The sequence below is a fragment of the Tritonibacter multivorans genome, from assembly GCF_001458415.1.
GTDB classification, from domain to species: domain Bacteria; phylum Pseudomonadota; class Alphaproteobacteria; order Rhodobacterales; family Rhodobacteraceae; genus Epibacterium; species Epibacterium multivorans.
This window is the reverse complement of the sequence record NZ_CYSD01000037.1, coordinates 41832-65573: the sequence shown is the minus strand read 5'-3', so window position 1 is coordinate 65573 and position 23742 is coordinate 41832. Positions and strand designations below refer to the sequence as shown.

22 protein-coding genes are annotated in these 23742 nt (G+C 62.6%); 11 read left to right on the top strand and 11 right to left on the bottom strand.

Going from position 1 to position 23742, the window contains the following annotated elements:
- The first annotated feature begins 8 nt into the window (after positions 1–8).
- Entirely contained in the window at positions 9–1019 is a 1011-nt protein-coding gene (locus tag TRM7557_RS11380; RefSeq protein WP_058290336.1) for a LacI family DNA-binding transcriptional regulator, read from the top strand.
- 13 nt (positions 1020–1032) lie between these two features.
- Here TRM7557_RS11380 and TRM7557_RS11375 read toward each other — a convergent pair whose 3' ends face one another.
- The 7 genes from TRM7557_RS11375 to rbfA all read right to left on the bottom strand — a co-directional run bounded on the left by TRM7557_RS11375 (position 1033) and on the right by rbfA (position 6937).
- Complete coding sequence (locus TRM7557_RS11375; RefSeq protein ID WP_058290335.1) at positions 1033–1389, bottom strand: hypothetical protein; 357 nt, start codon at positions 1387–1389, stop codon at positions 1033–1035.
- 169 nt (positions 1390–1558) lie between these two features.
- Positions 1559–2773: a helix-turn-helix domain-containing protein gene (locus TRM7557_RS11370; protein ID WP_058290334.1), complete on the bottom strand. Its 1215-nt coding sequence runs from the start codon at positions 2771–2773 to the stop codon at positions 1559–1561.
- A gap of 121 nt (positions 2774–2894) precedes the next feature.
- On the bottom strand, positions 2895–4031 hold the full coding sequence (locus tag TRM7557_RS11365) for a calcium-binding protein (protein WP_058290333.1): 1137 nt from the start codon (positions 4029–4031) through the stop codon (positions 2895–2897).
- Positions 4032–4147: 116 nt separating this feature from the next.
- Positions 4148–4651, bottom strand: a complete 504-nt coding sequence (locus TRM7557_RS11360) for a DUF1643 domain-containing protein (RefSeq protein ID WP_058290332.1) — start codon at positions 4649–4651, stop codon at positions 4148–4150.
- A gap of 70 nt (positions 4652–4721) precedes the next feature.
- Positions 4722–5636 carry a tRNA pseudouridine(55) synthase TruB gene (gene truB / locus TRM7557_RS11355; RefSeq protein ID WP_058290331.1) on the bottom strand — a complete coding sequence of 305 codons (915 nt, stop codon included), beginning with the start codon at positions 5634–5636 and terminating at the stop codon, positions 4722–4724.
- A gap of 81 nt (positions 5637–5717) precedes the next feature.
- Complete coding sequence (locus TRM7557_RS11350; RefSeq protein WP_058290330.1) at positions 5718–6494, bottom strand: phosphodiester glycosidase family protein; 777 nt, start codon at positions 6492–6494, stop codon at positions 5718–5720.
- The gene (gene rbfA, locus TRM7557_RS11345; protein ID WP_058290329.1) at positions 6491–6937 is read right to left on the bottom strand and encodes a 30S ribosome-binding factor RbfA; all 447 of its coding nucleotides are present in this window, start codon (positions 6935–6937) and stop codon (positions 6491–6493) included. The genes TRM7557_RS11350 and rbfA overlap by 4 nt, the downstream gene beginning before the upstream one ends.
- A gap of 92 nt (positions 6938–7029) precedes the next feature.
- Between rbfA and dapB the strand changes: the two genes are divergently transcribed.
- Positions 7030–7839, top strand: a complete 810-nt coding sequence (gene dapB / locus TRM7557_RS11340) for a 4-hydroxy-tetrahydrodipicolinate reductase (protein WP_058290328.1) — start codon at positions 7030–7032, stop codon at positions 7837–7839.
- A gap of 162 nt (positions 7840–8001) precedes the next feature.
- On the opposite strand, the gene TRM7557_RS11335 is transcribed toward dapB, so the two are convergent.
- Together TRM7557_RS11335 and TRM7557_RS11330 are read right to left on the bottom strand one after the other, a co-directional pair.
- Positions 8002–8805: a hypothetical protein gene (locus tag TRM7557_RS11335; protein WP_058290327.1), complete on the bottom strand. Its 804-nt coding sequence runs from the start codon at positions 8803–8805 to the stop codon at positions 8002–8004.
- Between the two features lie 43 nt (positions 8806–8848).
- Positions 8849–9028, bottom strand: coding sequence for a DUF1674 domain-containing protein (locus TRM7557_RS11330; RefSeq protein WP_058290326.1), 180 nt, complete (start codon positions 9026–9028; stop codon positions 8849–8851).
- Positions 9029–9111: 83 nt separating this feature from the next.
- Between TRM7557_RS11330 and TRM7557_RS11325 the strand changes: the two genes are divergently transcribed.
- The 7 genes from TRM7557_RS11325 to TRM7557_RS11295 all read left to right on the top strand — a co-directional run bounded on the left by TRM7557_RS11325 (position 9112) and on the right by TRM7557_RS11295 (position 18021).
- The gene (locus TRM7557_RS11325) at positions 9112–10386 is read left to right on the top strand and encodes an RsmB/NOP family class I SAM-dependent RNA methyltransferase (protein ID WP_058290325.1); all 1275 of its coding nucleotides are present in this window, start codon (positions 9112–9114) and stop codon (positions 10384–10386) included.
- A 197-nt stretch (positions 10387–10583) separates the two neighbouring features.
- The gene (locus TRM7557_RS11320) at positions 10584–12341 is read left to right on the top strand and encodes a heparinase II/III family protein (protein ID WP_058290324.1); all 1758 of its coding nucleotides are present in this window, start codon (positions 10584–10586) and stop codon (positions 12339–12341) included.
- Between the two features lie 20 nt (positions 12342–12361).
- A complete protein-coding gene (gene purH, locus TRM7557_RS11315; RefSeq protein WP_058290323.1) occupies positions 12362–13951 on the top strand; it encodes a bifunctional phosphoribosylaminoimidazolecarboxamide formyltransferase/IMP cyclohydrolase in 1590 nt (529 codons plus the stop codon).
- A gap of 10 nt (positions 13952–13961) precedes the next feature.
- Positions 13962–14438, top strand: a complete 477-nt coding sequence (gene lspA / locus TRM7557_RS11310) for a signal peptidase II (RefSeq protein WP_058290322.1) — start codon at positions 13962–13964, stop codon at positions 14436–14438.
- 52 nt (positions 14439–14490) lie between these two features.
- Positions 14491–15000, top strand: a complete 510-nt coding sequence (locus tag TRM7557_RS11305) for a DUF3035 domain-containing protein (RefSeq protein ID WP_058290321.1) — start codon at positions 14491–14493, stop codon at positions 14998–15000.
- 226 nt (positions 15001–15226) lie between these two features.
- On the top strand, positions 15227–16651 hold the full coding sequence (locus TRM7557_RS11300; protein WP_110590797.1) for a M16 family metallopeptidase: 1425 nt from the start codon (positions 15227–15229) through the stop codon (positions 16649–16651).
- A gap of 65 nt (positions 16652–16716) precedes the next feature.
- Positions 16717–18021, top strand: coding sequence for a M16 family metallopeptidase (locus tag TRM7557_RS11295; protein WP_058290710.1), 1305 nt, complete (start codon positions 16717–16719; stop codon positions 18019–18021).
- Between the two features lie 391 nt (positions 18022–18412).
- Here the strand turns inward: TRM7557_RS11295 and TRM7557_RS11285 are convergent, their stop codons facing one another.
- On the bottom strand, positions 18413–20752 hold the full coding sequence (locus TRM7557_RS11285; protein ID WP_058290319.1) for an aldehyde dehydrogenase family protein: 2340 nt from the start codon (positions 20750–20752) through the stop codon (positions 18413–18415).
- A gap of 16 nt (positions 20753–20768) precedes the next feature.
- Positions 20769–21755 carry a deoxyribose-phosphate aldolase gene (deoC, locus tag TRM7557_RS11280; RefSeq protein ID WP_058290318.1) on the bottom strand — a complete coding sequence of 329 codons (987 nt, stop codon included), beginning with the start codon at positions 21753–21755 and terminating at the stop codon, positions 20769–20771.
- Between the two features lie 220 nt (positions 21756–21975).
- Here deoC and TRM7557_RS11275 point away from each other — a divergent pair, with 220 nt between their 5' ends.
- Positions 21976–22938, top strand: coding sequence for a metal ABC transporter solute-binding protein, Zn/Mn family (locus TRM7557_RS11275; RefSeq protein WP_058290317.1), 963 nt, complete (start codon positions 21976–21978; stop codon positions 22936–22938).
- Between the two features lie 3 nt (positions 22939–22941).
- Positions 22942–23739 (top strand): metal ABC transporter ATP-binding protein, encoded by a 798-nt coding sequence (locus TRM7557_RS11270; protein ID WP_058290316.1) that lies wholly within the window; start codon positions 22942–22944, stop codon positions 23737–23739.
- Positions 23740–23742 lie beyond the last annotated feature (3 nt).

Genomic DNA, 23742 nt, shown 5'->3' with positions numbered 1-23742 from the left:
CAAAAATTATGAAGAAGCGCGCAAATCTTCGCGATGTGGCCCAGCGGGCCGGGGTGTCTGTGGCCACAGTCAGCCGGGTGATGAACACGCCTGCGCGGGTGTCGCCGGACACGCGCAATCGGGTCGAAGCCGCCATGTCCGATCTGCGTTTTACCCCCTCCGCGGCGGCCCGTGCGATCAATACAGGCCGCACCCAGACCGTCGCAGCCCTGCTGCCGACCCTTGCAAACAGCACCTTCGCCCGGTTTGCTGATGGGCTCGAAGCGCGATTGGGGGCGTTCGGTCTGTCCCTGGTTGTCGCCACCACCGGCGAAGACCCCGAGGTCGAACTGGCCCGCGCGCGGCAGATGCTCAATATTGGGGCAGAGGCGATCATTGTCACCGGCGCCAGCCAAAGCGCCGATTTCCGCGCCTTTGTGGAACGGCATATGGTGCCCACCGTGTCGGTGTCCCTGTTTCAACAGGATGCCTGGCTGCCGACCATTGGCTATGACAATCAAAAGGCGGTGTTGCTGGCGCTGGATCACCTGATGCAGCTGGGCCATCACAAGATCGCCGTTGTGCATGGCCCGCATGGGCACAATGACCGCACGCGCATTCGCCTCGAGGCGCTGAAACAGGCCGAGGTCGCCGCCAATGGCGCCCTGACGTTTCGCTATTTCGAGGCGCCGTTTTCCGTTCAGGGCGGGTCAGAGGCCGCCGCCCGTCTGCTGGCGCAACGCGGGGATGAAACGGCTGTTCTGGCCTTTACCGATGTTTTGGCCGGCGGGGTGATCCACAGGCTGCACAGTCTGGGCCTGAAGGTGCCGCAGGATTTTTCGGTTGTCGGGATGGAGGATCTGCCCTCCTCGGCCAGCCTCTATCCGCCGTTGACCACGGTGCATCTGCCTGTCCGCCGGATGGGCGAACAGGCAGCCGAGGCGCTGGCGCAGTGGTTGGACAATGGTATTCGCCCCGACCACCAAGAGCTGCCGATCGAACTGGCGGCCCGCAGCTCTTCTGTGGCGCGGCAGACCTAGGCCGGAGGCAGGCTTAGCCGACAACCTTGTGGCCACGCCCGCGCAGGCATTGCACCACGATGCCTTCGCGGCGGTCATTGGCCTCGGACAAACCAGCCGCGCCCCCAGCTAGTGCACCAACAATGGCGCCGCCCAGCGGATCATCCTCGTCCGCTTCGCCGATCGCCGCGCCAAGCCCCGCCCCAATCGCGGCAGAGGTACGGGTGTTGCGGTCAAACTGTGACTGATTGGCCGCCAGCGACTGGCAGGCTTGCAAGTCGGCGTAATAGGTCGGGGTCGGCTGCCCATCCAGAACGGGTTCGTATTTTGCGCCCTGTTCGGCGCAGGCGGCCACAGTGATCAGCAGGGGCAGAGACAGACAGTATTTCATTGGTTCAGGTCCTTTAGCGTGTTGGAGAAGGGTCATGAGATCCGCGCATCTGGCGGCATGGCGCTCATCTGTGACGCAGGCGCAAAAACTGCGACCGAACCGGCTGGCGGGGACGTGCGAACCGGCTTGTTCGTACGTTCGCCGTTTTTAAATAAATGAAATCAGTGTCCTAAAGGCTGCTGTCGCTGGGGCTTGCCACCGGCGTCCCCCGCTGCGCGCGGCGCCATTCGGACGGCGTCTGCTGCGTGACCTTCTTAAAGCTGCTGTTGAAGGTCGATTTGGAATTGAAGCCGACGGTTTCGCTGATCTCCAGCACGGTCAGCGCGGTGGTGCCCAGCAAGGTGCAGGCATCCTCAACCCGACAGCGATTCACATAGTCATAGAAGGTGACGCCCATTTCCGTGTTCAGCACCTCGGACAGATGGATCGAAGGCACCGCGATTTCAGACGCCAACCGCCGCAGGTTCAACGCATGGTCCCGCCACAGCTGCCCGTCCTGCATCCGCTGCTCCAGCCGTGCAGACAGGCGCGTCAGATCATCGGGCTGCAGACCCGACCGGGCATAGCGGGTTTCAGGCGCGTCTTGCGATGTCTCTGGGGGGCGCGCGTGAGCCTCGGGGGGCAATACGCCGTCTGACCACTGCGGCAGGGGGGGCTCTGCCCGCAGCGCAAACAGCCCAAAAGACGCCGCCAGTAGAATATCAAAAACCATCGCCAGCGCGCCTGTGCGCAGTTCGTCATATCCCATCAGGATCCGCGCCTCGTCGAGGATCACAAACACTGCAATCAGCAGGATGGTGGCCACCAGACCATCCAGCCAGACCAGTGTCTTGCCATCCAGATCCGAAAACAGCGCCCGAATATTGCGTTTGTGGCGCATCAGTCGCCGCACACATAGGGTGCCATAGACTCCAAGCACCACAATCCAGCTGAGCCAGAACGCGCTTTCGCCAATCTCAACCAGCGTCATATAACCTTCGGGCGCCTCCGGCTCGGCCTCTCCACGCCGCACATCGCCGGGCAGTAGAAGCGCAGGCAGCAGGCACAGAAAGCCCGCGAGAAACGGCAACAGATGCAGCCAGTCCCGCCGGTACAGCACCGGGTTCGAACTGGTCAGCCCGCGCACAAAGAAATAGAGCGAGACCATAAAACCGGGGATCAACAGATCCTGCCACAGATACAGCCCATCCCAGCCGCCAAACACCGGGCTATAGGCCAGGGAGTCGAGCGCATCCAATGTGTTGATCGCGAAAAAGGCCAGCATTGCCCATAGGAACATGCGCCGCGATGGCGTGTCCCGCAGGCGCAAACCCAGACCGAGCAGCACAAAAATCGACAGCACAAGCGACGCCGCGAGGCCGAAATGCTCCCAATAGAAATCCATGTTCAAATCCGTCTGCCTGCAAACCGCGCCCGCGACCACAGGGCCGCCATAGGATCGCGCTGTAAAACTAGACGGTCAGCGCGGGATTGGAAACAACCGAAAACAGGGCAGGCCGCAGCGGTTACCCCAGCGGCAGATAGGCAAAGTCTTCGTCCGTGGCCTCAACCAGTAGAATGTCCGCGACCGTGAGATCCCCTGCGCCCTGCACATACATGGCGGTTTCCCCGTCCAGCGATACAACCAGCTGATCGGGATTGTCCGGATCCGTTGCCACCTCAACCTCGGGCGCACCGAGGGCCGCGTCATAGACCACCAACAGCTGATCTTCTGCGGCGTCAAAATCGATCAGCTCCACCGTGCCCCCGGCGATCCAGTCGCCGAGCAGAATATTGTCGGCTCCGTCCCCTGCCGTGACCACATCACCGGCGCCCGCAGCCAGCAGGTCGTCGCCATCGCCGCCATTGACGAAATCAGCCTCTGCATCATCAGCGCCATTGACAGTGTCATCGCCGTCCCCGCCAAACAGCGCATCCTGCCCGCTGCCGCCGCGAAGGAAATCATCACCGTCATTGCCATGCAGCGAATCTGCGCCTGCGTCCCCGTCCAGCGTGTCGCTGTCCTGCCCACCGTGGGCCGCATCATCGCCCGCGCCGCCCAGAAGGCTGTCTGCACCAAAATGGCCATAAAGCGTGTCTTCGCCGTCGCCACCGGCCAGCGTATCCGCGCCGGCCTCGCCATGCAGCAGATCCGCGCCCACGTCGCCGCCCAGGCTATCTGCGCCCGCGCCGCCATAAAGCTGGTCATCGCCCAGACCGCCACTCAGACTGTCATCGCCCGCCCGGCCATTGATCTGGTCGTCGCCGTCCAGGCCGGTCAGGGTGTCGTCCCCGTCGCCGCCGTCCATCTGATCCAGCGCGTCAGTGCCGGTCAGTGTGACCCCACCGGCGGGCGCAGGGGTTTCGGTCACGGGGGCAGATGGGTCTTCGCTTGGCGGTAGGGGATCGACGATCACCGGGCCAGAAACGGTGTCCTCCCCGGTGTCTTCCCCAGTGCTGTCTGCGGTGCCCTCGTCATCGCCTGTGTCGCTGTCATTGCCAAAGAGAAACTGGCTCAGGGACACACGCGCGGGTTCCTCCGCGGTCGCGTCCTCGGCGGTGCTGCCTTCGGCGTCCTGGTCCTGTTCGTCTTCGTCCTCAAAGGACAGGAGCGAAACACTGCCTGCCGCCAAAACCCCGATTAAACCTGCAACCCACAACATCGAAAGACCCCATTTGGGATAGACATATTTTTCCGAATTCTATCCTGCCCGCCCGATCCCAAAGAAGCAAAACAAAGTGCGAACATTGGTGAACCAAAGCTTGCCAATAAGGGGGCTTACCAGCGTTCGGGCTGTTGGCTATAGGCAATATATAGCGGGTGTTTGGGGTGGCCTGCCTTGGAAAGTCCAAGGTGAAACAAGGGTTTGCCGGTTTCGCGCAGCAGATCTTCAATACGCGGACCCTGATCTTTATGTGCGCCATGCGTGCCCCAGGCACAGATCACCGTGTCGGCCCAGCCCATGCCATCCAGCAGCACCTGCGCATTGTCCGGCCCTTCCGGGTCCTCTGCTGCGCGCATGTCACGTGGGTCGGTGGCGCGATAGGCAAAGATATTGGTGGCGCGAAACCCGCCAAACCCCAAGGCCCGCGCGCGCCGCTCGCACCGTTCAATGGTGGGATCGTTTTGAACCTCGGTCGCCTTGGACGGGTTCAGCATCACAAACATCACCTTCGGCAGCGCCTCATCCCAGACACGGGTCAGCGCATAGCGGTAGGTTTCACAGTCGGAATAGAGAGCCGAAGAGGGCGCATCGCCCTTGGTGTGGGTGCGGGTGATCATGTCCGGCTTGTGCCAGCAATCGCGCTGCGAGGGAAGGGGCGAAGGAAGGGGGGCACTGGCCCCCAGTCCCTTAGGCCTCGGGCAGGACAAACACCCGGTTCGGGTGCAATTCGCCGGCCTTGTAAATACCCACCGCAACCGGCTGACCATTGAGCGAGGCCCAGGCCTCATCGCCGTATTCCACGTCCGTCGCGATCACCATCCCCGGATTGCCATTGCGCAGACGCACTGCGCCCTGTTCGGTGCACTTCAGCTCGGGCAGATCCGCCAGACCCTGTTCCAGCGGGCGCAGGTACTGGTCCAACTCGGTGGTTTTGGCGTGTTCGTCCAGCAACTCCAGCGACACGCCCTCTGCAACGTCGAAAGGACCGGACCAGATGCGGCGCAATTTTTCAACGTGACCAAGGCAGCCGAGCTTTTCGCCCAGATCCCGTGCGATCGACCGGACATAGCCGCCCTTGCCGCAGGTCATCTCCAGCACCACCTGATCAGGGTTCGGACGGTCCACCATGACCAGCTCTTCGACCCAAAGGGGACGCGCGGCCAGCTCAATGTCTTCACCATCGCGCGCCAGCTTATAGGCGCGCTGACCGTCGATCTTCACAGCCGAAAACTTCGGCGGCACCTGCTGGATGTCCCCAATAAAGCCGAGCAGAGCTTCCTTGATTTCATCGTCAGAGGGCCGTGCCGCGCTGGTCGCAATCACTTCGCCTTCGGCGTCATCGGTGTTGGTGGCGGACCCAAGGTTCACGGTGAAGGTATACGCCTTCAGCGCATCAGTGATGTAGGGCACGGTTTTGGTGGCCTCGCCCAGGGCCACGGCCAGAACGCCGGTGGCTTCGGGATCGAGCGTGCCCGCATGGCCTGCCTTTTTGGCATCAAACGCCCAGCGAACCTTGTTCACCACCGCAGTCGAGGTCAGACCCGCAGGCTTGTCCACGACCAGCCAGCCGGAAATGTCGCGTCCCTTGCGTTTGCGTCCCATGGAATATGCCCTCGAATTGCTGATAAGGCGCGCCGATTACCGCGCGTCCCGCAGCCTGTCAATCGGCGAGTGTGATCGCGCTCAGTTGCCCAGAGCCTCTGCATCGCCCAAGCCGGTTTTACGCACCACCCCGACAATCGGTCCCATGGCAAAGCCCGCATCCGACCGCCCCAGCGCAGGCGCATGAAACCGCGAGATATTCCCATCGAAATAGAGCGCGCTGTTCAGGCCAAGATGGTCACGGAAAAAACTGGCAAAATCGTAGAAATTCACCAGATTGCGCGAAATCACAAAAACCGCGCGGGTGCCATCGGCGCTGGTGCCCACGCCATTGCGGATATAGCGCGAATCAGATCCCTCAAGGAAACGCGGGTGCAGGTCCCCGTCGATCACCAGCATCGGCCCCGACTGGGTGGCGCTGGTGCAGGCAGGCGCCTCGGCCTCAAACCGCAGGGTCTCGATCACATCGGCGCGGCCTTCGCGCAGGCAAAAGACACCATTGGGCAGCAGGCCAAAATTGCCGGGACCCGCGTTGGTCACCAGCCGCATCTCCTGCGCGCCCTCTTCCACATAAAGGCCCACGGGTGCGCGGTCGCTGTGGTACATGCCCGCATTGGTGGCAAAGACCAGCGCCTCGCCGGACTCAGCCAACGCGGTATCAATGGTCGAGAAATGCCCAAACGGCACCCCGTCGTCGTTGCGCAGGAACAGGCGCAGCTCGTCTTGGGCGGCATCCACGTCGCAGACCGCAAAGCGATTGCCGCCATAGGTTTCATTGCGGCAGTCCACCGCAAGTGCCGGCGCGGCCAGCGAAAACCCGATCAGGGCCCCCGCGATCAGGCGCGCCGCGCGGATCATCCCGCATCCCCGTCGGGCCCGTCGGGCCCGTCTGCATCGCCATCGAAACCGTCTTCGATGTCCTGGCGCACCTCGTCCTGTGCAAACAGGCGGCGGGTCTCGTCCATCTGGTCAAAGGTCTCGTCCAGACGGAAGCGCAGATCCGGGGTGAACTTCAGCCCCAGTTTCTTGCCCACCGCGCGGCGCAGTTCGGATTTGTTCTGCGCCAGCAGTTTCAGCACATCCTCCTGCCCACGCCCGCCCAGCGGCAGCACAAAGGCAGTGGCGATTTTCAGATCAGGCGAGGTGCGCACCTCGCCCACGGTGATCGACATGCGGTTCAGCTCCATGTCATGCACGTCACCCCGTGCAAGCACCTCGGAAAGGGCGCGGCGAATAAGTTCGCCAACGCGCAGCTGTCGCTGAGAGGGCCCGGGCCCATCATGAAATTTGTTCTTACCCATATTTTCGATCTATGCCGAAAGCAGGGCTTTGCCAAGCGGGTGCGACCACGTTAGGAGGAAAGCCGCAAAGTTTTCATCAGGAGAGACAGGTCATGTCGGATAAAACAGGGATCGTGATCACCGGCGCTTCGGGGCGTATGGGGCAGATGTTGATCAAAACGGTACTGGAGAGCGACAAGGCCAAACTGGTGGGCTGCGTCGAACGCGCGGGCCACGACTGGGTGGGGCAGGACATTGGTGTCGCCATGGGCGGCGCGGCTGTGGGTGTCACCGTCACTGATGACGCGCTCGAGGCCTTCTCCAAGGCCCAAGCCGTGATCGACTTCACCGCACCTGCGGCCACCATTGCCTTCTCCAAACTCGCAGCCCAAGCCCGCGTCACCCATGTGATCGGCACCACCGGCATGACCGAGAATGAGATCGCCCAGCTGGAGCCCGCCGCCCGCCACGCGGTGATCGTGCGCGCCGGCAATATGTCCTTGGGCGTGAACCTGCTGGTTCAGCTGACCAAAAAAGTCGCCGCCGCGCTGGACGAGGATTTCGACATTGAGGTCATCGAGGCCCACCACCACCACAAGGTCGACGCGCCGTCGGGCACCGCATTGATGCTGGGCGAAGCGGCGGCCGAAGGCCGCGGCGTCAAACTTGCCGACGTGCGCGATTCGGGTCGTGACGGCATCACCGGCGCGCGCAAACGCGGCGACATCGGCTTCACCGCCATTCGCGGCGGCGACATTGTGGGCGAACATGACGTGCTGTTTGCAGCCGCAGGCGAACGCATTGTGCTGCGCCACATGGCCACAGACCGGGCCATCTTTGCCCGCGGCGCCGTCAAAGCCGCGCTTTGGGGGCAGGGCCAGAAACCCGGCGAATACGACATGATCGACGTGCTCGGCCTCTGAAAGAAAGCCGCCCGTTCGGGCGGCTGCCTCCGGCGGGGATATTTGAAAAAAGATGAAAGGCAGCCGCATTGGTCCTTCATCTTTTTTAAAAATATCCCGGGGTGAGCGCCTTTGGCGCGAGGGGCAGAGCCCCTGACGTCGCCCGCACGTCGCCCGCCGCGTTCAAGACCGCCGACAAGTCTTGCTGACATATCGCAGCAATACCTGCGCCAAAGCCTTGGCGTCTTCCTCGGATGGCAGAACAAACTGAACATCCGGTGGGGCAACCAGGCCACCAATCAACAGGGCCTCCGCCACCGCGTCTGATCCCAAATAGGCCAGTTGAACGCTGTATTCACGCAGCGCCGCATCCGCGAGGACCGCATGGGCAAACTGATGAAATGCGGGCGCGTCTTTGTGCGGTTTGATATCCTCGGGGTTTTCCGGGATCAAAACGCCCAGCCGAAAGCTCAGCGTCCCATTGGGTTGACGCAAAAGGGTTTCCACATCCGCCCGTGACATTTTGCTGGCAGGCTGCGCCAGAGGGCGGATCTTTGTTGTAAGCCCGTTTTCAGGCATCAAAGTCAGCGTATTGGGATCAGGCGTGTCCATGGCTGGGGGGAGATGCCGCAACAGTTGCACCCCATTTTGAACACTTGCCTCAGACAGGGATTTGCGCTGCAGGGTCAGAACCATACGCCCATCGTTCAGCGGGCGCAGATTGACCGAATGGGTGTGGTAGTCCGTCAGATTTGCCCGCAGCCGTGCAATCGACAGGCTCTGCGAGGCAGGGGCCACGCCGCGACGATCGATCTGCAAATCGCATTGATCCAGTGTGACCGATGTCGCAAACCCTTCGGTCTCGGACAGCGCGGCCTCCATGGCGGCGACCAAAGTGTCGCGTGGGTTGGCGCGAAAAAACAAAAAATAGACCGAAAGAGCCGCCAGGACGGCAAGGCTCAGGCCGCCCAATAATCTGGGAAACATTCTAAAGTCCCTTTGAAATGAAGGTGAAGCAGCTGCGGACCGCTTAAAAGTCGATGGCGATGCCTTTTTTCTCCCAGTCGCCGTACCGCGCCGGGTCCAGCCCGTCCCGACCGCCCAGTTCCTTGGGCGGGGCGGCTTTGGCCTCTGCTGCTTTGCGGCGGTCTTCCGCTTCGGCCAGCGCACGTTTTGCGGCTTCTGGCAAGTCTTTGGTCTCGTCACTCATCGCCCGGGTTCCTTTTTGCTTGCCCCATGATATATGCCGCAAACCCCTAAGGGACAATATTGACCAGTTTCCGGAGACCCACCATGGCCGAGCGCCCCTCTGCAGCAACCGATGCCCGCCGCGCCACCGTTGCCCTTTTGGACAAAGTCCTTGGCGAAGGCCGCCTGATGGCAGAATGCCAGACACAGGTGCTGGAACGCCTCTCTGGTGAAGACCGCGCCCGCGCCCAGCGTCTGACGCTCGAGGTGCTGCGCAATCTGGAACGTGCCGATAAAATCCTCGCTCAGCACCTGCGCAAGGCGCCGCCTCTGCATGTGCGCAATGCGCTGCGTCTGGGCACGGTTGAACTCTGCGCTGGCGGGGCCGCGCATGGTGTGGTGAACGATGTGGTGAACCTGGTTGCCCGCCACCGCCGCCACGGCGCGCTTAAGGGGCTGGTGAATGCGGTCCTGCGCAAAGTGGCCAGCGACGGCCCGACCGAATGGGCCCGCCTGCGGGTGCCGCGCCTGCCGAAATGGCTGCGCAAACCGCTGGTCGATGCCTGGGGTGCCGAGGCGATGGCCGCTATGGAAGCCGTCCATCTGGCCGGTGCGCCGCTGGATCTGACCGCAAAGCCCGGTGCGGATCTGTCCGCCCTTGGCGGCGAGGCGCTGCCCTCGGGCAGCTTGCGGTTGCACGACGCCGGGCAGGTTTCGGCTCTGCCGGGTTTTAAAGCAGGCGATTGGTGGGTACAGGATGCCGCCGCTGCCATGCCCGCGAAACTTCTGAACGCACAGGCCGGTGAAACCGTTCTCGACCTATGCGCGGCACCGGGGGGCAAGACCCTGCAAATGGCCGCCGCCGGGGCCGAGGTCACCGCTGTTGATGTCTCCGAGGGGCGTCTGGAACGCCTGCGCGAAAACCTCGCGCGGACCGACCTGTCGGCCACCATTGTGACCGGCGATGCGCTTGAAATCACAGGGCAGTTTGATGCCGTCCTATTGGATGCGCCCTGTTCCGCGACCGGCACCATCCGCCGTCACCCGGACCTGCCGCAGGCCAAGGATGGCGCGGGCTTTGGCGAATTGATCGAGCTGCAGGCCCAGATGCTGGCCCATGCCTGGTCGCTGGTCAAACCCGGCGGGCGGCTGGTCTATTGCACCTGCTCGCTGTTGCCGGATGAAGGCGAATGTCAGGTCGAAGACGCGCTGGACATGTTCCCGGATATGTCCGTCGGCACGCAGGCTTCGACGCTTGAGTGGGTCGAACAGGGTTGGATCACCGAAGAAGGCGGGGTGCGCCTGCGTCCCGATTACTGGGGGGATCGCGGCGGCATGGATGGGTTCTACATGGCCGAGCTGCGCAAAGCCGCAGACTAAGGCGCGACTAAGCGACGGCAGCCAGCAACGGCAGCCAGCGACGGTCTCCTGCGACGGGTGACCCGAATACCGCAGGCGGCCGCAAAGAATACAAAACCCTGCATCCGGGCAGTGACTTACGGCGCGCAGGCCGGTAGGGTCGCGGCAAAACACCCTTGGCCATTCTGACGGCTTTGACAGGGGGTGAGGCAGGGACAATGTCCAGATTAGATCGCTTGGCAGGCCAGGGGACGCGCCTGAAAAACCGCTATTACGCCTGGGTTGCCCGCAAGCGCCCGGCCGCAACGGGTTTTGTTTCGCAACCCGAACCACGCACCATTGGCAGCCTCTCGCGAGGGCGACAGCTGGTGGCGGGCAATCTTCTCTTTGCCGGATACCTCATTGAAAGCGAAACCACTGGCCTGTGGGAGGTCACAGCCCCGGATGCGGCGTTCGAGGCAGAACGACAGGGCTGTGCCTGGCTTGATGATCTGGCGGCCGTGGGCGACAAGGTCGCGCGCAGCAAGGCGCAGGCCTGGGTCTGGGGCTGGATCGACGCCTACGGCAATGGTCGCGGTCCGGGCTGGTCGCCGGATCTGACCGGCCGTCGCCTGATCCGCTGGATCAACCACGCGCTGTTTCTGCTGGCCGCCCAGGACAAAGAACAATCGGATCGCTTCTTTGCCAGCCTGTCGCGCCAGACCGGGTTTCTTGCCTATCGCTGGCGCGGGGCGACGCCGGGCCTGCCCCGGTTCGAGGCCCTGACCGGGCTGATCTATGCGGGGCTGTCGCTCAAGGGGTGCGAGGCACTGGCCGACCCCGCCGTGCGGGGGCTGTCGGAAGAATGCGAGGCGCAGATTGGTGCCGATGGTGGCCTGCCAACCCGTAACCCCGAAGAACTGCTCGAGGTGTTCACCCTGCTGAACTGGGCGGCCGTTGCCCTGCACGAGGCCGGGCGCAGCGTCGCCCCCGCCCATCAGGCGGCGATCGAACGGATTGCCCCCCTGCTGCGCGCCCTGCGCCACAGCGATGGAAGCCTTGCCCGCTTTCACGGCGGCGGACGCGGGGCAGAAGGCTGGCTGGATCAGGCGCTGGCCAACAGCCATGTGCCCGCCCAAGCGGTGGAAGGGCTGGCGATGGGCTACAGCCGTCTCAGCCACCGGCGCACCACGGTTCTGATGGATGCGGCGGTGCCGCCCTCGGGCGCGGCGTCGGGCAATGCCCATGCCTCCACGCTGGCGTTTGAGCTGACTTCTGGGCGGCGCCCGCTGGTGGTCAACTGCGGGTCGGGCGTGACCTTTGGCAAGGACTGGCGCCGCGCCGGGCGGGCGACGCCCTCGCATTCGACCCTGACGCTTGAAGGGCAATCCAGCGCCCGCCTGCGCAATGCGCCGGGGCGTGCGGGCATGCAGGAACTGCTGACCGATCTACCCAGTCAGGTGCAGCTGGAGCAGCGCGCAGATGCCAATGGCACCATGGTTGAAGCGGCCCATGACGGCTATGGCGCGGCCTATGGTCTGACCCACAGCCGCAGCCTGCATCTGGACCACGACGGCCGCAGCCTCAGCGGCACGGATCTGCTGGTCGCTTTGGACGCACCCGCCAAACAGCGATTCGACAAAGCTGTCGATGCAGGCGGTCTGCAGGGGCTCGCGTTCGATTTACGCTTTCATTTGCACCCGGAAGTGGACGCAACCCTTGACTTGGGCGGCACAGCAGTATCCATGGCGCTCAGGAGCGGGGAAATCTGGGTCTTCCGCCACGACGGCCACTGCGAGCTGCGGCTCGAGCCGAGCGTTTTTCTGGAAAAGACCCGCCTGAAGCCCCGTGCCTGCTTGCAGATCGTCTTGTCGGGTCGTGCCATCCAATATGCCACCCAGATCCGCTGGACACTTTCCAAGGCGCGGGACACCGGCATTGCCACCCGCGACCTGAACCGGGACGATGATCCCGCGCCATATGAAGACCAAGTCTGACCTAAAGGGACCCTGACCAGATGACCGACCTCCACCCCGTCCGCCGCGCGCTGCTGTCTGTATCCGACAAGACCGGGCTGATCGACCTGGGCAAGGCCCTGTCTGACCGCGGCATAGAGCTGCTCTCTACCGGTGGCAGTGCAAAAATGCTGCGCGACGCGGGTCTGGATGTAAAAGACGTCTCTGACGTGACCGGCTTCCCCGAAATGATGGACGGCCGCGTCAAAACCCTGCACCCGCGTGTGCACGGGGGCCTCTTGGCCCTGCGCGACAATGACGAACATGTCGCGGCGATGAAAGAACACGGCATTGGCGACATCGACCTCTTGGTGGTGAACCTCTACCCGTTTGAAGACGCGCTGAAGCGTGGTGCGGATTATGCCGAGATGATCGAAAACATCGACATCGGCGGCCCGGCGATGATCCGCGCGGCGGCCAAGAACCACGGTTTTGTAAACGTGGTTGTTGACGTCGAAGATTACGGCGTGCTGCTGGAAGAACTGGACCAGAACGACGGCCAGACCTCTTATCCCTTCCGCCAGTGGCTGGCGCAGAACGCCTATGCCCGCACCGCCGCTTATGACGCGGCCGTGTCGAACTGGATGGCAGGCGCCATTGGTCTGGAGGCCCCGCGCCGCCGCGCGGTGGCCGGTCAGCTGGCGCAAACCCTGCGTTACGGTGAAAACCCGCACCAAGAGGCGGCGTTCTACACCGACGGCACCGGCCGTTCCGGCGTTGCCACCGCAACCCAAGTGCAGGGCAAGGAACTGTCCTACAACAATATCAACGACACCGATGCGGCGTTTGAACTGGTGAGCGAGTTCCCCGCCGCCGACGGCCCCGCCGTGGCGATCATCAAACACGCCAACCCCTGTGGTGTGGCCCGTGGCGCGACCCTGCTGGACGCCTATCAGAAAGCCTTTGACTGCGACCGCACCTCTGCCTTCGGTGGCATTGTTGCCCTGAACCAGCCGCTGGATGCAGACACCGCGACCGAGATCACCCAGATCTTCACCGAGGTCGTCATCGCTCCCGGTGCTTCGGATGAGGCCAAGGAAATCTTTGCCGCCAAGAAAAACCTGCGCCTTCTGCTGACCGACGCGCTGCCCAATCCGCAGGATGCAGGCCTCACCACCCGTCAGGTCTCTGGCGGTATGCTGGTGCAGGACAAAGACGTCGGCCACCGCGCCATGGACGATCTGAAAGTGGTCACTGAGAAGGCCCCGACCGAAGAACAGATGCAGGATCTGCTGTTTGCGTGGAAGGTCGCCAAACACGTAAAATCCAACGCGATTGTCTACGTCAAAGCGGGCCAGACCGTGGGCGTCGGCGCAGGCCAGATGAGCCGTCTGGATAGTGCCACCATCGCCGGTGTCAAAGCGCAGCGTATGGCGGATGTGCTCGAACTGGATGAAAGCCTCGCCAAAGGGTCCGCTGTGGCCTCTGATGCGTTCTTCCCCTTTGCCGATGGTCTGCTGGAAGCAGCCGCAGCAGGTGCGACCTGCGTGATCCAGCCCGGTGGCTCCATGCGCGATGACGAGGTGATCAAGGCCGCAAATGACGCGGGCATCGCCATGGTCTTCACCGGCATGCGCCACTTCCGTCACTAAGGCAAAGCGTATGCGTCTCATGGTACTGGTGGCGGGGCTCTGCCTCGCCCTGGATCAAATCAGCAAGATCTGGGTCGTTTTCGGGCTGGATCTTGTGACCCGTCTTTACATTGACGTGGCCGCGCCGCTGCTGACCTTCCGCTATGGTGAAAACACCGGCATCAACTTTGGCCTCTTTGGCGGAGACAGCGACACCTCGCGCTGGATCCTGATCGGCCTGTCGGTGGTGATTTCGGCCGCGCTTGCGCTTTGGGTGCGCCGGTCGCACGGGCGCCATCGCGGCATGCAGGTGGCAGCCGGTCTGGTGATCGGCGGCGCGCTGGGCAATGTCTATGACCGCGTTGCTTATGGCTATGTTCTGGATTTCCTCAACATGTCCTGCTGCGGCATTCAGAACCCCTTTGTGTTCAATGTCGCCGATGTGTTCATCTTCGCAGGTGCTGCGGGATTGATCTTTTTCGACAGTCGGGCGAAAAACCACGGGTGACCTTTGGCGCGCCCTGCGCTAGGTCAGTGAAGAATTTGCAGGAGGCAGCGATATGCGGCTCACATTTGGCGTCATGGTTTTGATCGCAGCGACGGGTCTTTCGGCCTGCGCGAAGAAGGGCCTGCGCGAACTGGATGCGCGCCGCAACAGCCCGGATGAATTTCTGGTGCTGCCCAGCAACCCGCTTGAGGCCCCGGCCTCTTACGCCAGCCTGCCCGAACCCACACCGGGTGGCGCCAATCTGACCGACCGCGACCCCAGCGCCGAGGCCGTGGCCGCGCTGGGCGGTCGTGTTGCGCCCGCAGGCGGTGTGCCAAGCGGAGATGCGGCCCTGGTCGCAGCCGCCAGCCGCCACGGTGTGACCCAGGACATTCGTCCCGAACTGGCCGAGGCCGATGCAAAGCTGCGCAAGCGCAATGCCTTCCTTGCCAATATCAAACTGTTCCGGGTTGACCGCTACGCCGAGGTCTACGAACGCGACACGCTAGAGCCGAACGCATTGGCCGGGCGGTATCAGCGGGCCGGTGTTCCTGTCCCCTCCGCGCCGCCCGCGGACGATTAAGCCTTCACTTTCTTGCCAATTTATCACCCTAGCCCTTGTCGCTGCGGGGGAAGGTCGTACCTTAGGGCCAAAGCCGCCTTAGGTGCAGAGCCCGGTTGTCTGTGCTCGGACCTGAAAAAATGCGGCAGGTGAAGGGACGAACAAAGAGGTGATCTGGATGACCTTTGGCATCAGCCTTCCTGAAATTACGGCTGTCATGACGGCAGCCGCCGTGACACGGCGCAGCCTGTCTGCAAGCCTTGCACTTGCGGTCGCGCTGGGGCTTGGCATATCTGCTAACCCGCTCTGGGCGGATCAATCCGGCACGGTGATTGCCCCAGAGACCGCAATCGAAGCGGTTTCAACCCCAGACGAACCCCAAGATGAACTTCAGGACCCCGTGTCCACATTCACGCTGGAAAACGGCATGCAGGTTGTGGTTGTCGAAGACCACCGCGCGCCGGTGGTGCAGCATATGGTCTGGTATCGCGTTGGCTCTGCCGATGAGGTTGCGGGCAAAGGCGGCATTGCGCATTTCCTCGAACATCTGATGTTCAAGGGCACCGATACGCTGGCGCCGGGCGAATTGTCGGCTGTCGTTGCGCGCAATGGCGGGCAGGACAATGCCTTCACCAGCTATGACTATACCGCCTACTTCCAGCGTGTCGCCGCCGACCGGCTGGAGCTGATGATGCGGATGGAAAGCGACCGCATGCGCAATCTGCGCCTCTCTGAAGAAGAGGTCGCCACCGAACGGCAGGTGATCCTCGAGGAACGCAACCAGCGCACCGACAATGACCCCAGCGCCCTGTTTCGTGAACAGATGCGCGCCATGCAGTACCTGAACCACCGCTACGGGCAGCCCATTATCGGCTGGCGTCATGAGATGGAGGGGCTGACCCGCGAAGATGCGCTGAACTTCTACAAGCTGCACTATGCGCCCAATAATGCGATCCTTGTGGTCACCGGTGATGTGGAACCCGACGCGGTGCTGAAGCTGGCTGAAACCTATTACGGCGTGATCCCGGCGAACCCGGACCTGCCAGAGGTGCGCAGCCGCAGCGCGGAACCCCCGCAGACCGCCGCCCGCCGCATCACCTACAGCGATCCGCGCGTGGCGCAGCCCTATGTGCAGCGCTCCTACCTTGCGCCTGAACGCAACCCCGGCGAACAGGAAGAGGCCGCAGCCCTGTTCCTGCTGGCGCAGCTTCTGGGTGGGGGCAATACCTCGTATCTGGCCAATGCGCTGCAGTTTGACCAGCAGGTCGCGGTGTTCACCGGCGCCTACTATGGCGGCACCTCGCTGGACCCAAATACCTTTGACTTCGTGGTGGTGCCCGCCGAAGGGGTGACCCTGGAAGAAGCCGAAGCCGCCATGGATCAGAGCTTTGCGCAGTTCCTCGAGGACGGCGTGGACGAAGACCAGCTGGCCCGGATCAAACTGCAGCTGCGTGCCTCTGAAATCTACGAACGCGACGATGTGGACCGGATCGGTAACCGCTATGGCCGCGCGCTGACCTCGGGCCTCACGGTTGAGGACGTCCAAGACTGGAACCGCGTGCTGCAATCCATCACCGGGGATGAGATCATTGCCGTCGCCCGCAGCGTGCTGCGCCCCGAGGTTTCCGTGACCGGCTATCTGACCCGCAAGGAAGAGGAGGCAACCCAATGACGCCCCGTGCTGTGACCTCGCAGGTTCTGACCTTCCCTGTCCGCCACCTCTGGCTGGCTGCTCTGATGGCGCTGTCGCTGACCATTGCCGCCCTGTCGGCGACCATGGCACGCGCCGAAATCGACATCACAGAAGTCACCTCTCCGGGTGGGATTTCTGCCTGGCTGGTCGAAGACCATTCGATCCCCTTTATGGCGCTGGAGCTGCGCTTTCGCGGCGGCACCTCGCTGGATACCCCAGAAAAACGCGGCGCCACCTATCTGATGACCGGCCTTCTGGAAGAAGGCGCGGGCGAGATGCGCGCGCAGGACTATGCCCGCGCACTCGAAGGGCTGGCAGCCGGGTTCTCCTATGACGCCACCAAGGATGTGGTGTCGATCTCTGCCGAAATGCTGTCCGAGAACCGCGCCGAGGCCGCAGAGCTTTTGCGTCAAACCCTGACGGAGCCGCGCTTTGATCAGGATGCGCTGGACCGCGTGCGGGCGCAGGTTCTGGTGGGGCTGCGGTCGGATGAAAAGGATCCCAACACGATTGCAGGCCTCGCCTTTGCTGAAATGGCCTTTGGGGATCACCCCTATGGCACCGATGGCAAAGGCACGGCAGAGACGGTCACCACCCTGACCCGTCAGGACATGTTCGACGCGCATGAAGCGATCTTTGCCCGTGACCGGCTCTTTGTCAGTGCGGTGGGGGACATCACGCCCGAGGAACTGGGTGTTCTGCTCGATGATCTGCTGGGCGCGCTGCCGGAAACCGGCGCGCCAATGCCGGGCCCCATCGACCCGCAGATCGCCGGTGGCACCACCATTGTCGACTTTGACACGCCGCAGTCGGTTGCCCTGTTCGGGCAGGTGGGCATCAAACGCGATGATCCGGATTTCTTTGCCGCCTATGTGCTGAACCAGATCCTTGGCGGTGGCTCCTTTGAAAGCCGTCTGATGACCGAGGTGCGCGAAAAACGCGGGCTGACCTATGGGGCCTATTCCTACCTCGTGCCGCGCGATCTGGCTGCGACCTATATGGGCTCTTTTGCCTCTGCCAATGACAAGATGGCCGAAGCCGTGGAGGTTGTCCGCAAGGAGTGGACCAAGATTGCCACCGAAGGCGTGACCGAAGCCGAACTGGCCGATGCCAAGACCTATCTGACCGGGGCCTATCCCCTGCGGTTCAAGGGCAACAGCCAGATCGCCTCGATCCTGGTTGCAATGCAGATGGATGACCTTGGGCTCGACTATGTGAAAACCCGCAATGCCAAGGTCGAAGCCGTGACGCTGGAGGAGGCCAACCGTGTGGCGGCGCGGATCTATGATCCCGAAGGGCTGCATTTCACCATTGTTGGCCGTCCCGAAGGGCTTGATACCTCGAACTAAGCTGTGGGTTTTGACCACTTCCCAAAGGGGCGTTGCGCGATCGGCGCACGCCCCTTTTTCTGTGTTTCAACCTCTGTCGCCGACACTCGGGGCGTCGCGACACCAAAAGACCAAACCACAGGAACAGGATCTCCAAAGACCACCTCCACCAAAGGTGCAGGAGGAGCCCTTGTTTCAATACGTATTGAATTGGCCGCTGCGGGGGAGGTCCCGCAGGCCCGTTCCGCCCTTGGCGGCGCCGTCAGTCTTTTTGGACAGTCTTTTTGGGTTCTGTTCGACACGCGTCAGAGCCACATCAGATACGAAAAAGGCCTGCGAGGGTCCCCCGCAGGCCAGTTGATCCCCCGCATGAAACATGCGCGGGGCCAGTCGTCGTATGAACTTGTTGTTTTTATTCGCCGTAAGGCACCCAGATGGTTTTCACCTCGGTCGCGGCCTCAAGGAAGCGGCGCGATTGGTCCTTGGACCAATCGAATGCGGTGCCATTGTTGACCCATGTGCGCTTGAGGTTGCCAGCACTTGCCGCCTCAAGTTTCGCCGACAGGTCGGCGCCGGAAAAGCTCCAGACCGCGTCCAGGTTCAGGTGCTTTGCCATGGTGTCGCCCAGATCAGCGTGGGGTCCGGTCAGGATGTTGACCACGCCCGCAGGCAGATCCGAGGTCTCGAGCACTTGATACAGATCCGTCGCCACCAGCGGGAAGGCCTCAGAGGCCGCCAGCACCACCCGGTTGCCCATGGCAATCGCCGGCGCCATGGCCGAAATCAGCCCCAGCAGCGGCGCTTCATCGGGGCACAGGACGCCAATGCTGCCAACGGGTTCATGCATCGCCAGCGCAACTGCGCGCATCGGCACACCTGCGGCGCTGCCGTCGAACTTGTCCGCCCAAGCCGCCGCCGAGAACAGACGGTCGAGCGAAGCTTCCACTTCGGCCTTGCCGCCCTTTTTGCCGGTCATCGCATCAATGCGCGCGGCAAATTCATCGGCACGCGCCGACAGGTTTTCGGCGATGTAATAGAGGATCTGCGCGCGCAGATGGCCGGTGGTCTTGGACCAGGCTTTTGCGCCCGCTGCGGCCTCAACCGCGTTGCGCACGTCCTTGCGGCTGCCGATGCCCACATGGCCCAGCAGCTTGCCTTTGGGGCCATAGACCGGCTTGGAGTAGCCGCTGTCCGGCCGTGCCTGCTTGCCGCCGACATACATTTTCGCGGTGCGGTCGATGGCGTCGGGCATCTCAGAACTGCTGCCCTCAAACGCCGCGATGGGGGCCAGTTTCGCAACCTTGCCAGCGGGTTTGGTATAGGCCATCAGCCCGGCCCAGCCGCCCTCGCGGCCAAAGCCGCTTTCGCGCACGCCGCCAAAACCGGCTGCCGCGTCAAACAGGTTCGTGGCATTGACCCAGACCACACCGGCAACCAGCTTCGGCGCGACCTCAAGGGCGAGGTTCACGTTTTCCGTCCACAGCGTCGCCGCCAGACCGTAGCGGGTGTTATTGGCCAGCTCGATCGCCTCGGCATGGGTGCGGAAGGTGGTCGATACCAGCACCGGGCCAAAAATCTCTTCCTGCATCAGCGGGTCGGATGGGGTCAGCCCTTCGATCAGGGTCGGCGGGTAGAAGCAGCCACTCGCGGGCATTTCAATCGCCGCTTGGTGGATGTCACCTTCCGTGCAAGCACCGACCAGTTCGCTGATACGCGCATGCTGGACCGGGTCCACCACGGCGCCGACGTCAATGCATTTGTCGAGCGGGTTGCCAATGCGCAGCTTGTCCATACGCGCGCGCAGGCGGGCGTGGAACTTCTCGGCGATGGTTTCCTGCACCAACAGGCGCGAGCCCGCGCAGCAGACCTGACCTTGGTTGAACCAGATCGCATCGACCAGACCTTCGACAGCAGAATCCAGATCCGCGTCGTCAAAGACGATGTAGGGCGACTTGCCCCCCAGCTCGAGCGTCAGCGCCTTGCCCGACCCTGCGGTTGCTGCGCGGATGCGCTTGCCAACCTCGGTCGAACCGGTGAAGGCGATCTTGTCAACGTCGGCATTCACGATCATCTCGCCCACGGCGCCATCGCCGGTGACAATGTTCACAACGCCCTTGGGTAGACCCGCCTGTCGGCAGATGTCAGCAAACAACAGCGCGGTGAGCGAGGTATATTCCGCCGGTTTCAGCACCACAGTGTTGCCCATGGCAATCGCCGGGGCCACTTTCCACGCGAGCATCAACAGCGGGAAGTTCCACGGGATGATCTGCCCGCAAACCCCCAGCGCCTCGCGGCCTTGCAGTTCGCTGTCCTGCAACTGCGCCATGCCGGCGTGGTAGTAGAAATGACGCTGCGCCAGCGGAATGTCGATGTCGCGCGCTTCGCGGATCGGCTTGCCGTTGTCCATGGTCTCCAGCACCGCAAACAGGCGGGCGTGTTTCTGCATCAGCCGGGCGATGGCATAGATATAGCGCGCACGCCCCGCACCCCCCAGCGCGGCCCAGGGGCCCTGCGCCTTGCGGGCGGCAGTAACAGCCGCGTCCACATCGCCTTGGGTGGCTTGGCTCAGGGTTGCAAGCACCTCGCCGGTGGCGGGGTTTTTGCTGTCGAATCCATCACCCGGCGCGGTGAATTCGCCATTGATGAAATGGCCAAACCGGTCGCCCATGTCGACCAGCCAGGCAAGGGCGTCAGCGGCGCTTTCGGGGGCAGGTCCGTAGTCCATGGTCTCGAAAATCTCTTTGATTGTCATCTGTTCAGTCCTTGGATCAGGCCATCGCGTGGCGGTGGCCAGCGGAATAGGCCCCGGTCACATGGTGTTCTAGCTGGCGTTCAATGTCGCCCAGCAGGGAAGACGCGCCAAAGCGGAAGAGGTCAGGCTGCAGCCAGCGGTCGCCCAGTTCCTCTTTGATGAGGGACAGGTACACCAGCGCGTCCTTGGCCTTGGAAATACCACCGGCGGGCTTGTAGCCGACGTAATAGCCGGTGCGCTCAAAATATTCGCGGATCGCGCGGATCATCACGAGGGATACGGGCAGGGTGGCATTGACGCTTTCCTTGCCGGTCGAGGTCTTGATGAAATCCGCGCCCGCCATCATGCAGATCATCGACGCGCGTGCGACGTTGCGCAGGGAGCCGAGTTCGCCGGTGGCAAGGATCGCTTTGACGTGCGCATCGCCGCAGGCCTCGCGGAAGGCGCGCATCTCATTATAAAGCTCCTGCCATTTCCCTTCGAGCACGAGGCGGCGGGAAATCACAATGTCGATCTCTTCGGCGCCAGCTTTGACGCTTTCGCGGATCTCTTCCACGCGCAGGTGGAAGGGCGACAGGCCGGCCGGGAAGCCGGTAGAGACGGCTGCAACGGGAATGCCCGACCCCTTGAGCGCCTTGACGGCCGCCGGGATCATCTCGTGATAGACACAGACCGCCCCGGTGGTCAGGCCGTCCATGCCCAGCTGGGACAGAAGCGCTGCGTTCACCGGCTGGCGGGCCTTGGCGCAGAGGCGGCGCACGCGGGCTTCGGTGTCGTCCCCGGCCAGGGTGGTCAGGTCAATCAGGCTGATCGCCTTCAAGAGCCACGCGGCCTGATAGTCTTTCTTCACCGAACGGCGGCCGGGCAGGGTGGCGCAGCGGCGTTCAATGGCCGAGGTATTGGCGGTCAGGCTCAGCGCCCAATCAAGATCAAAGTCAGTGCCGGGGTTGCGCGGTATCGTTCCATGACCCGTATGGATCTGGGTGGCGTTTGAGCTGTCCATGTGGAGATTCCTCATGAATATGGAGAGGCAGATTTTGCGGCAAATTCGCACGGGCATAGGCCGCAATGCAAGCATGGGTGCCCGAGATTCAGGCAATTTTTTTACCAAAAGGACAAAAAATGCACCCGTTTGTGGTTTTTCTTGCGAATAATTCGCAAATAGATTGACGAAGTTGAGAATCGTTCTCATATTCCCTTCAAACAAGTCGAGGACTGGGATCATGATGAACCGCCGCCATACTCTTTTGGGCTTTGCCACCGCCGCGCTGATGGCGCTGGCCCCTGTTGCTCAGGCCGCAGAGCCGCTGAGCGTGGTCGCAACCACCGGCATGATTGCGGATGCCGTGCGTCAGGTCGGTGGGGATGAGGTTTCGGTCAAGGCGCTGATGGGCCCCGGTGTCGATCCCCATGCCTATCGCCAGACCCGCAGCGATATTGTCGCCATGACCCGCGCCGATCTGGTGCTGTGGCATGGGCTGTACCTCGAGGCGCAGATGGAAGACTTCTTCCACGACCTTGAGCGCAAACGCGACGTGGTTGCGGTGGCCGAGGCCCTGCCCAAGGACGCGCTGCGCACGCATGATGACTACGCCGATAAATACGACCCCCATGTCTGGATGGATCCGGAGCTGTGGCAACAGGTTGTGGGCTCGGTGCAGGTTGCCCTGACCGAGGCCCGCCCCGAGGCGGCTGCAACCTTCGCCGCCAATGCCGCCGCGCATCTGCAGGATCTGGATCGCCTGACCGATTATGGCAAACTGCTGCTGGAACAAGTGCCCGCAGAGAACCGCGTGCTGGTCACGGCCCATGATGCCTTTGGCTATTTCGGGCAGGGCTATGGGTTCGAGGTCATGGGCATTCAGGGCATTTCCACCCAGTCCGAAGCCGGTCTGAACCGCATTGGCGAACTGGTCGACACGCTGGTCAACCGCAATGTCGGCGCGGTGTTTGTGGAGACCTCGGTCGCGGACCGCAATATGAAAGCGCTCATTGAGGGGGCAGCGGCGAAAGGCCACGCGGTTAAAATCGGGGGCGAGCTTTACTCTGACGCGATGGGGGCCGATGGTACCTACGAGGGCACCTATATCGGGATGCTGGATCACAACTTTACCACCATTGCGGCGGCACTTGGGGCGGATGTCCCCGCAGGCGGCATGGACGGCAAACTGGGCGCAGGACATTAAGCCATGGATATTGCTCTGGTCAGCCGCGACGGCAAAAAGATCACTGAACCGGGCGGGCAGGACAGCCCGCTGGCGATCCGTGGCCTGACCGTGAGCTATGGCGAAAAGCCGGCTGTCTTCTCTGTCGATATGACGGTGGAGGCCGGCAAGATGACCGCGATTATTGGTCCAAATGGGGCCGGTAAATCGACCCTGCTGAAGGCCGCATTGGGCGTGGTGCCGGCGGTGTCGGGCCGGGTGCAGGTCTTTGGCAAACCGATTGCGCGGCAACGCGGGCGCATTGCCTATGTGCCGCAACGCGCCTCGGTCGATTGGGATTTCCCGACCCGCGTGATTGATGTGGTGCTGATGGGGCTTTACCGCGAGGTCGGCCTGTTGGGCCGTCTGCGCGGGCGCCACGTGAAACAGGCCGAGGCCTGCCTTGATCGTGTCGGCATGAAAGATTTCGCCCATCGGCAAATCGGCCAGCTGTCCGGTGGTCAGCAGCAGCGGGTGTTTCTGGCGCGGGCCCTTGCGCAGGGCGCAGACCTTTACGTGCTGGACGAACCCTTTGCAGGCGTTGATGCAGCGACCGAGAAGGCGATCATTGATGTGCTGAAAGCCCTGCGCGCCGAGGGCAAAACCGTTGTCGTCGTGCATCATGATCTGGCCACCGTGGCCGGATATTTCGACAATGTTTTCCTGATCAACACCCGCAAGGTGGCCGAAGGCACAGTGGCAGAGGCCTTCACGGCTGACACGCTGCATGACGCCTATGGTGGCCGTCTGGCAACCGCGCAGATCGCACAAGTGGCAGGCTGAGGG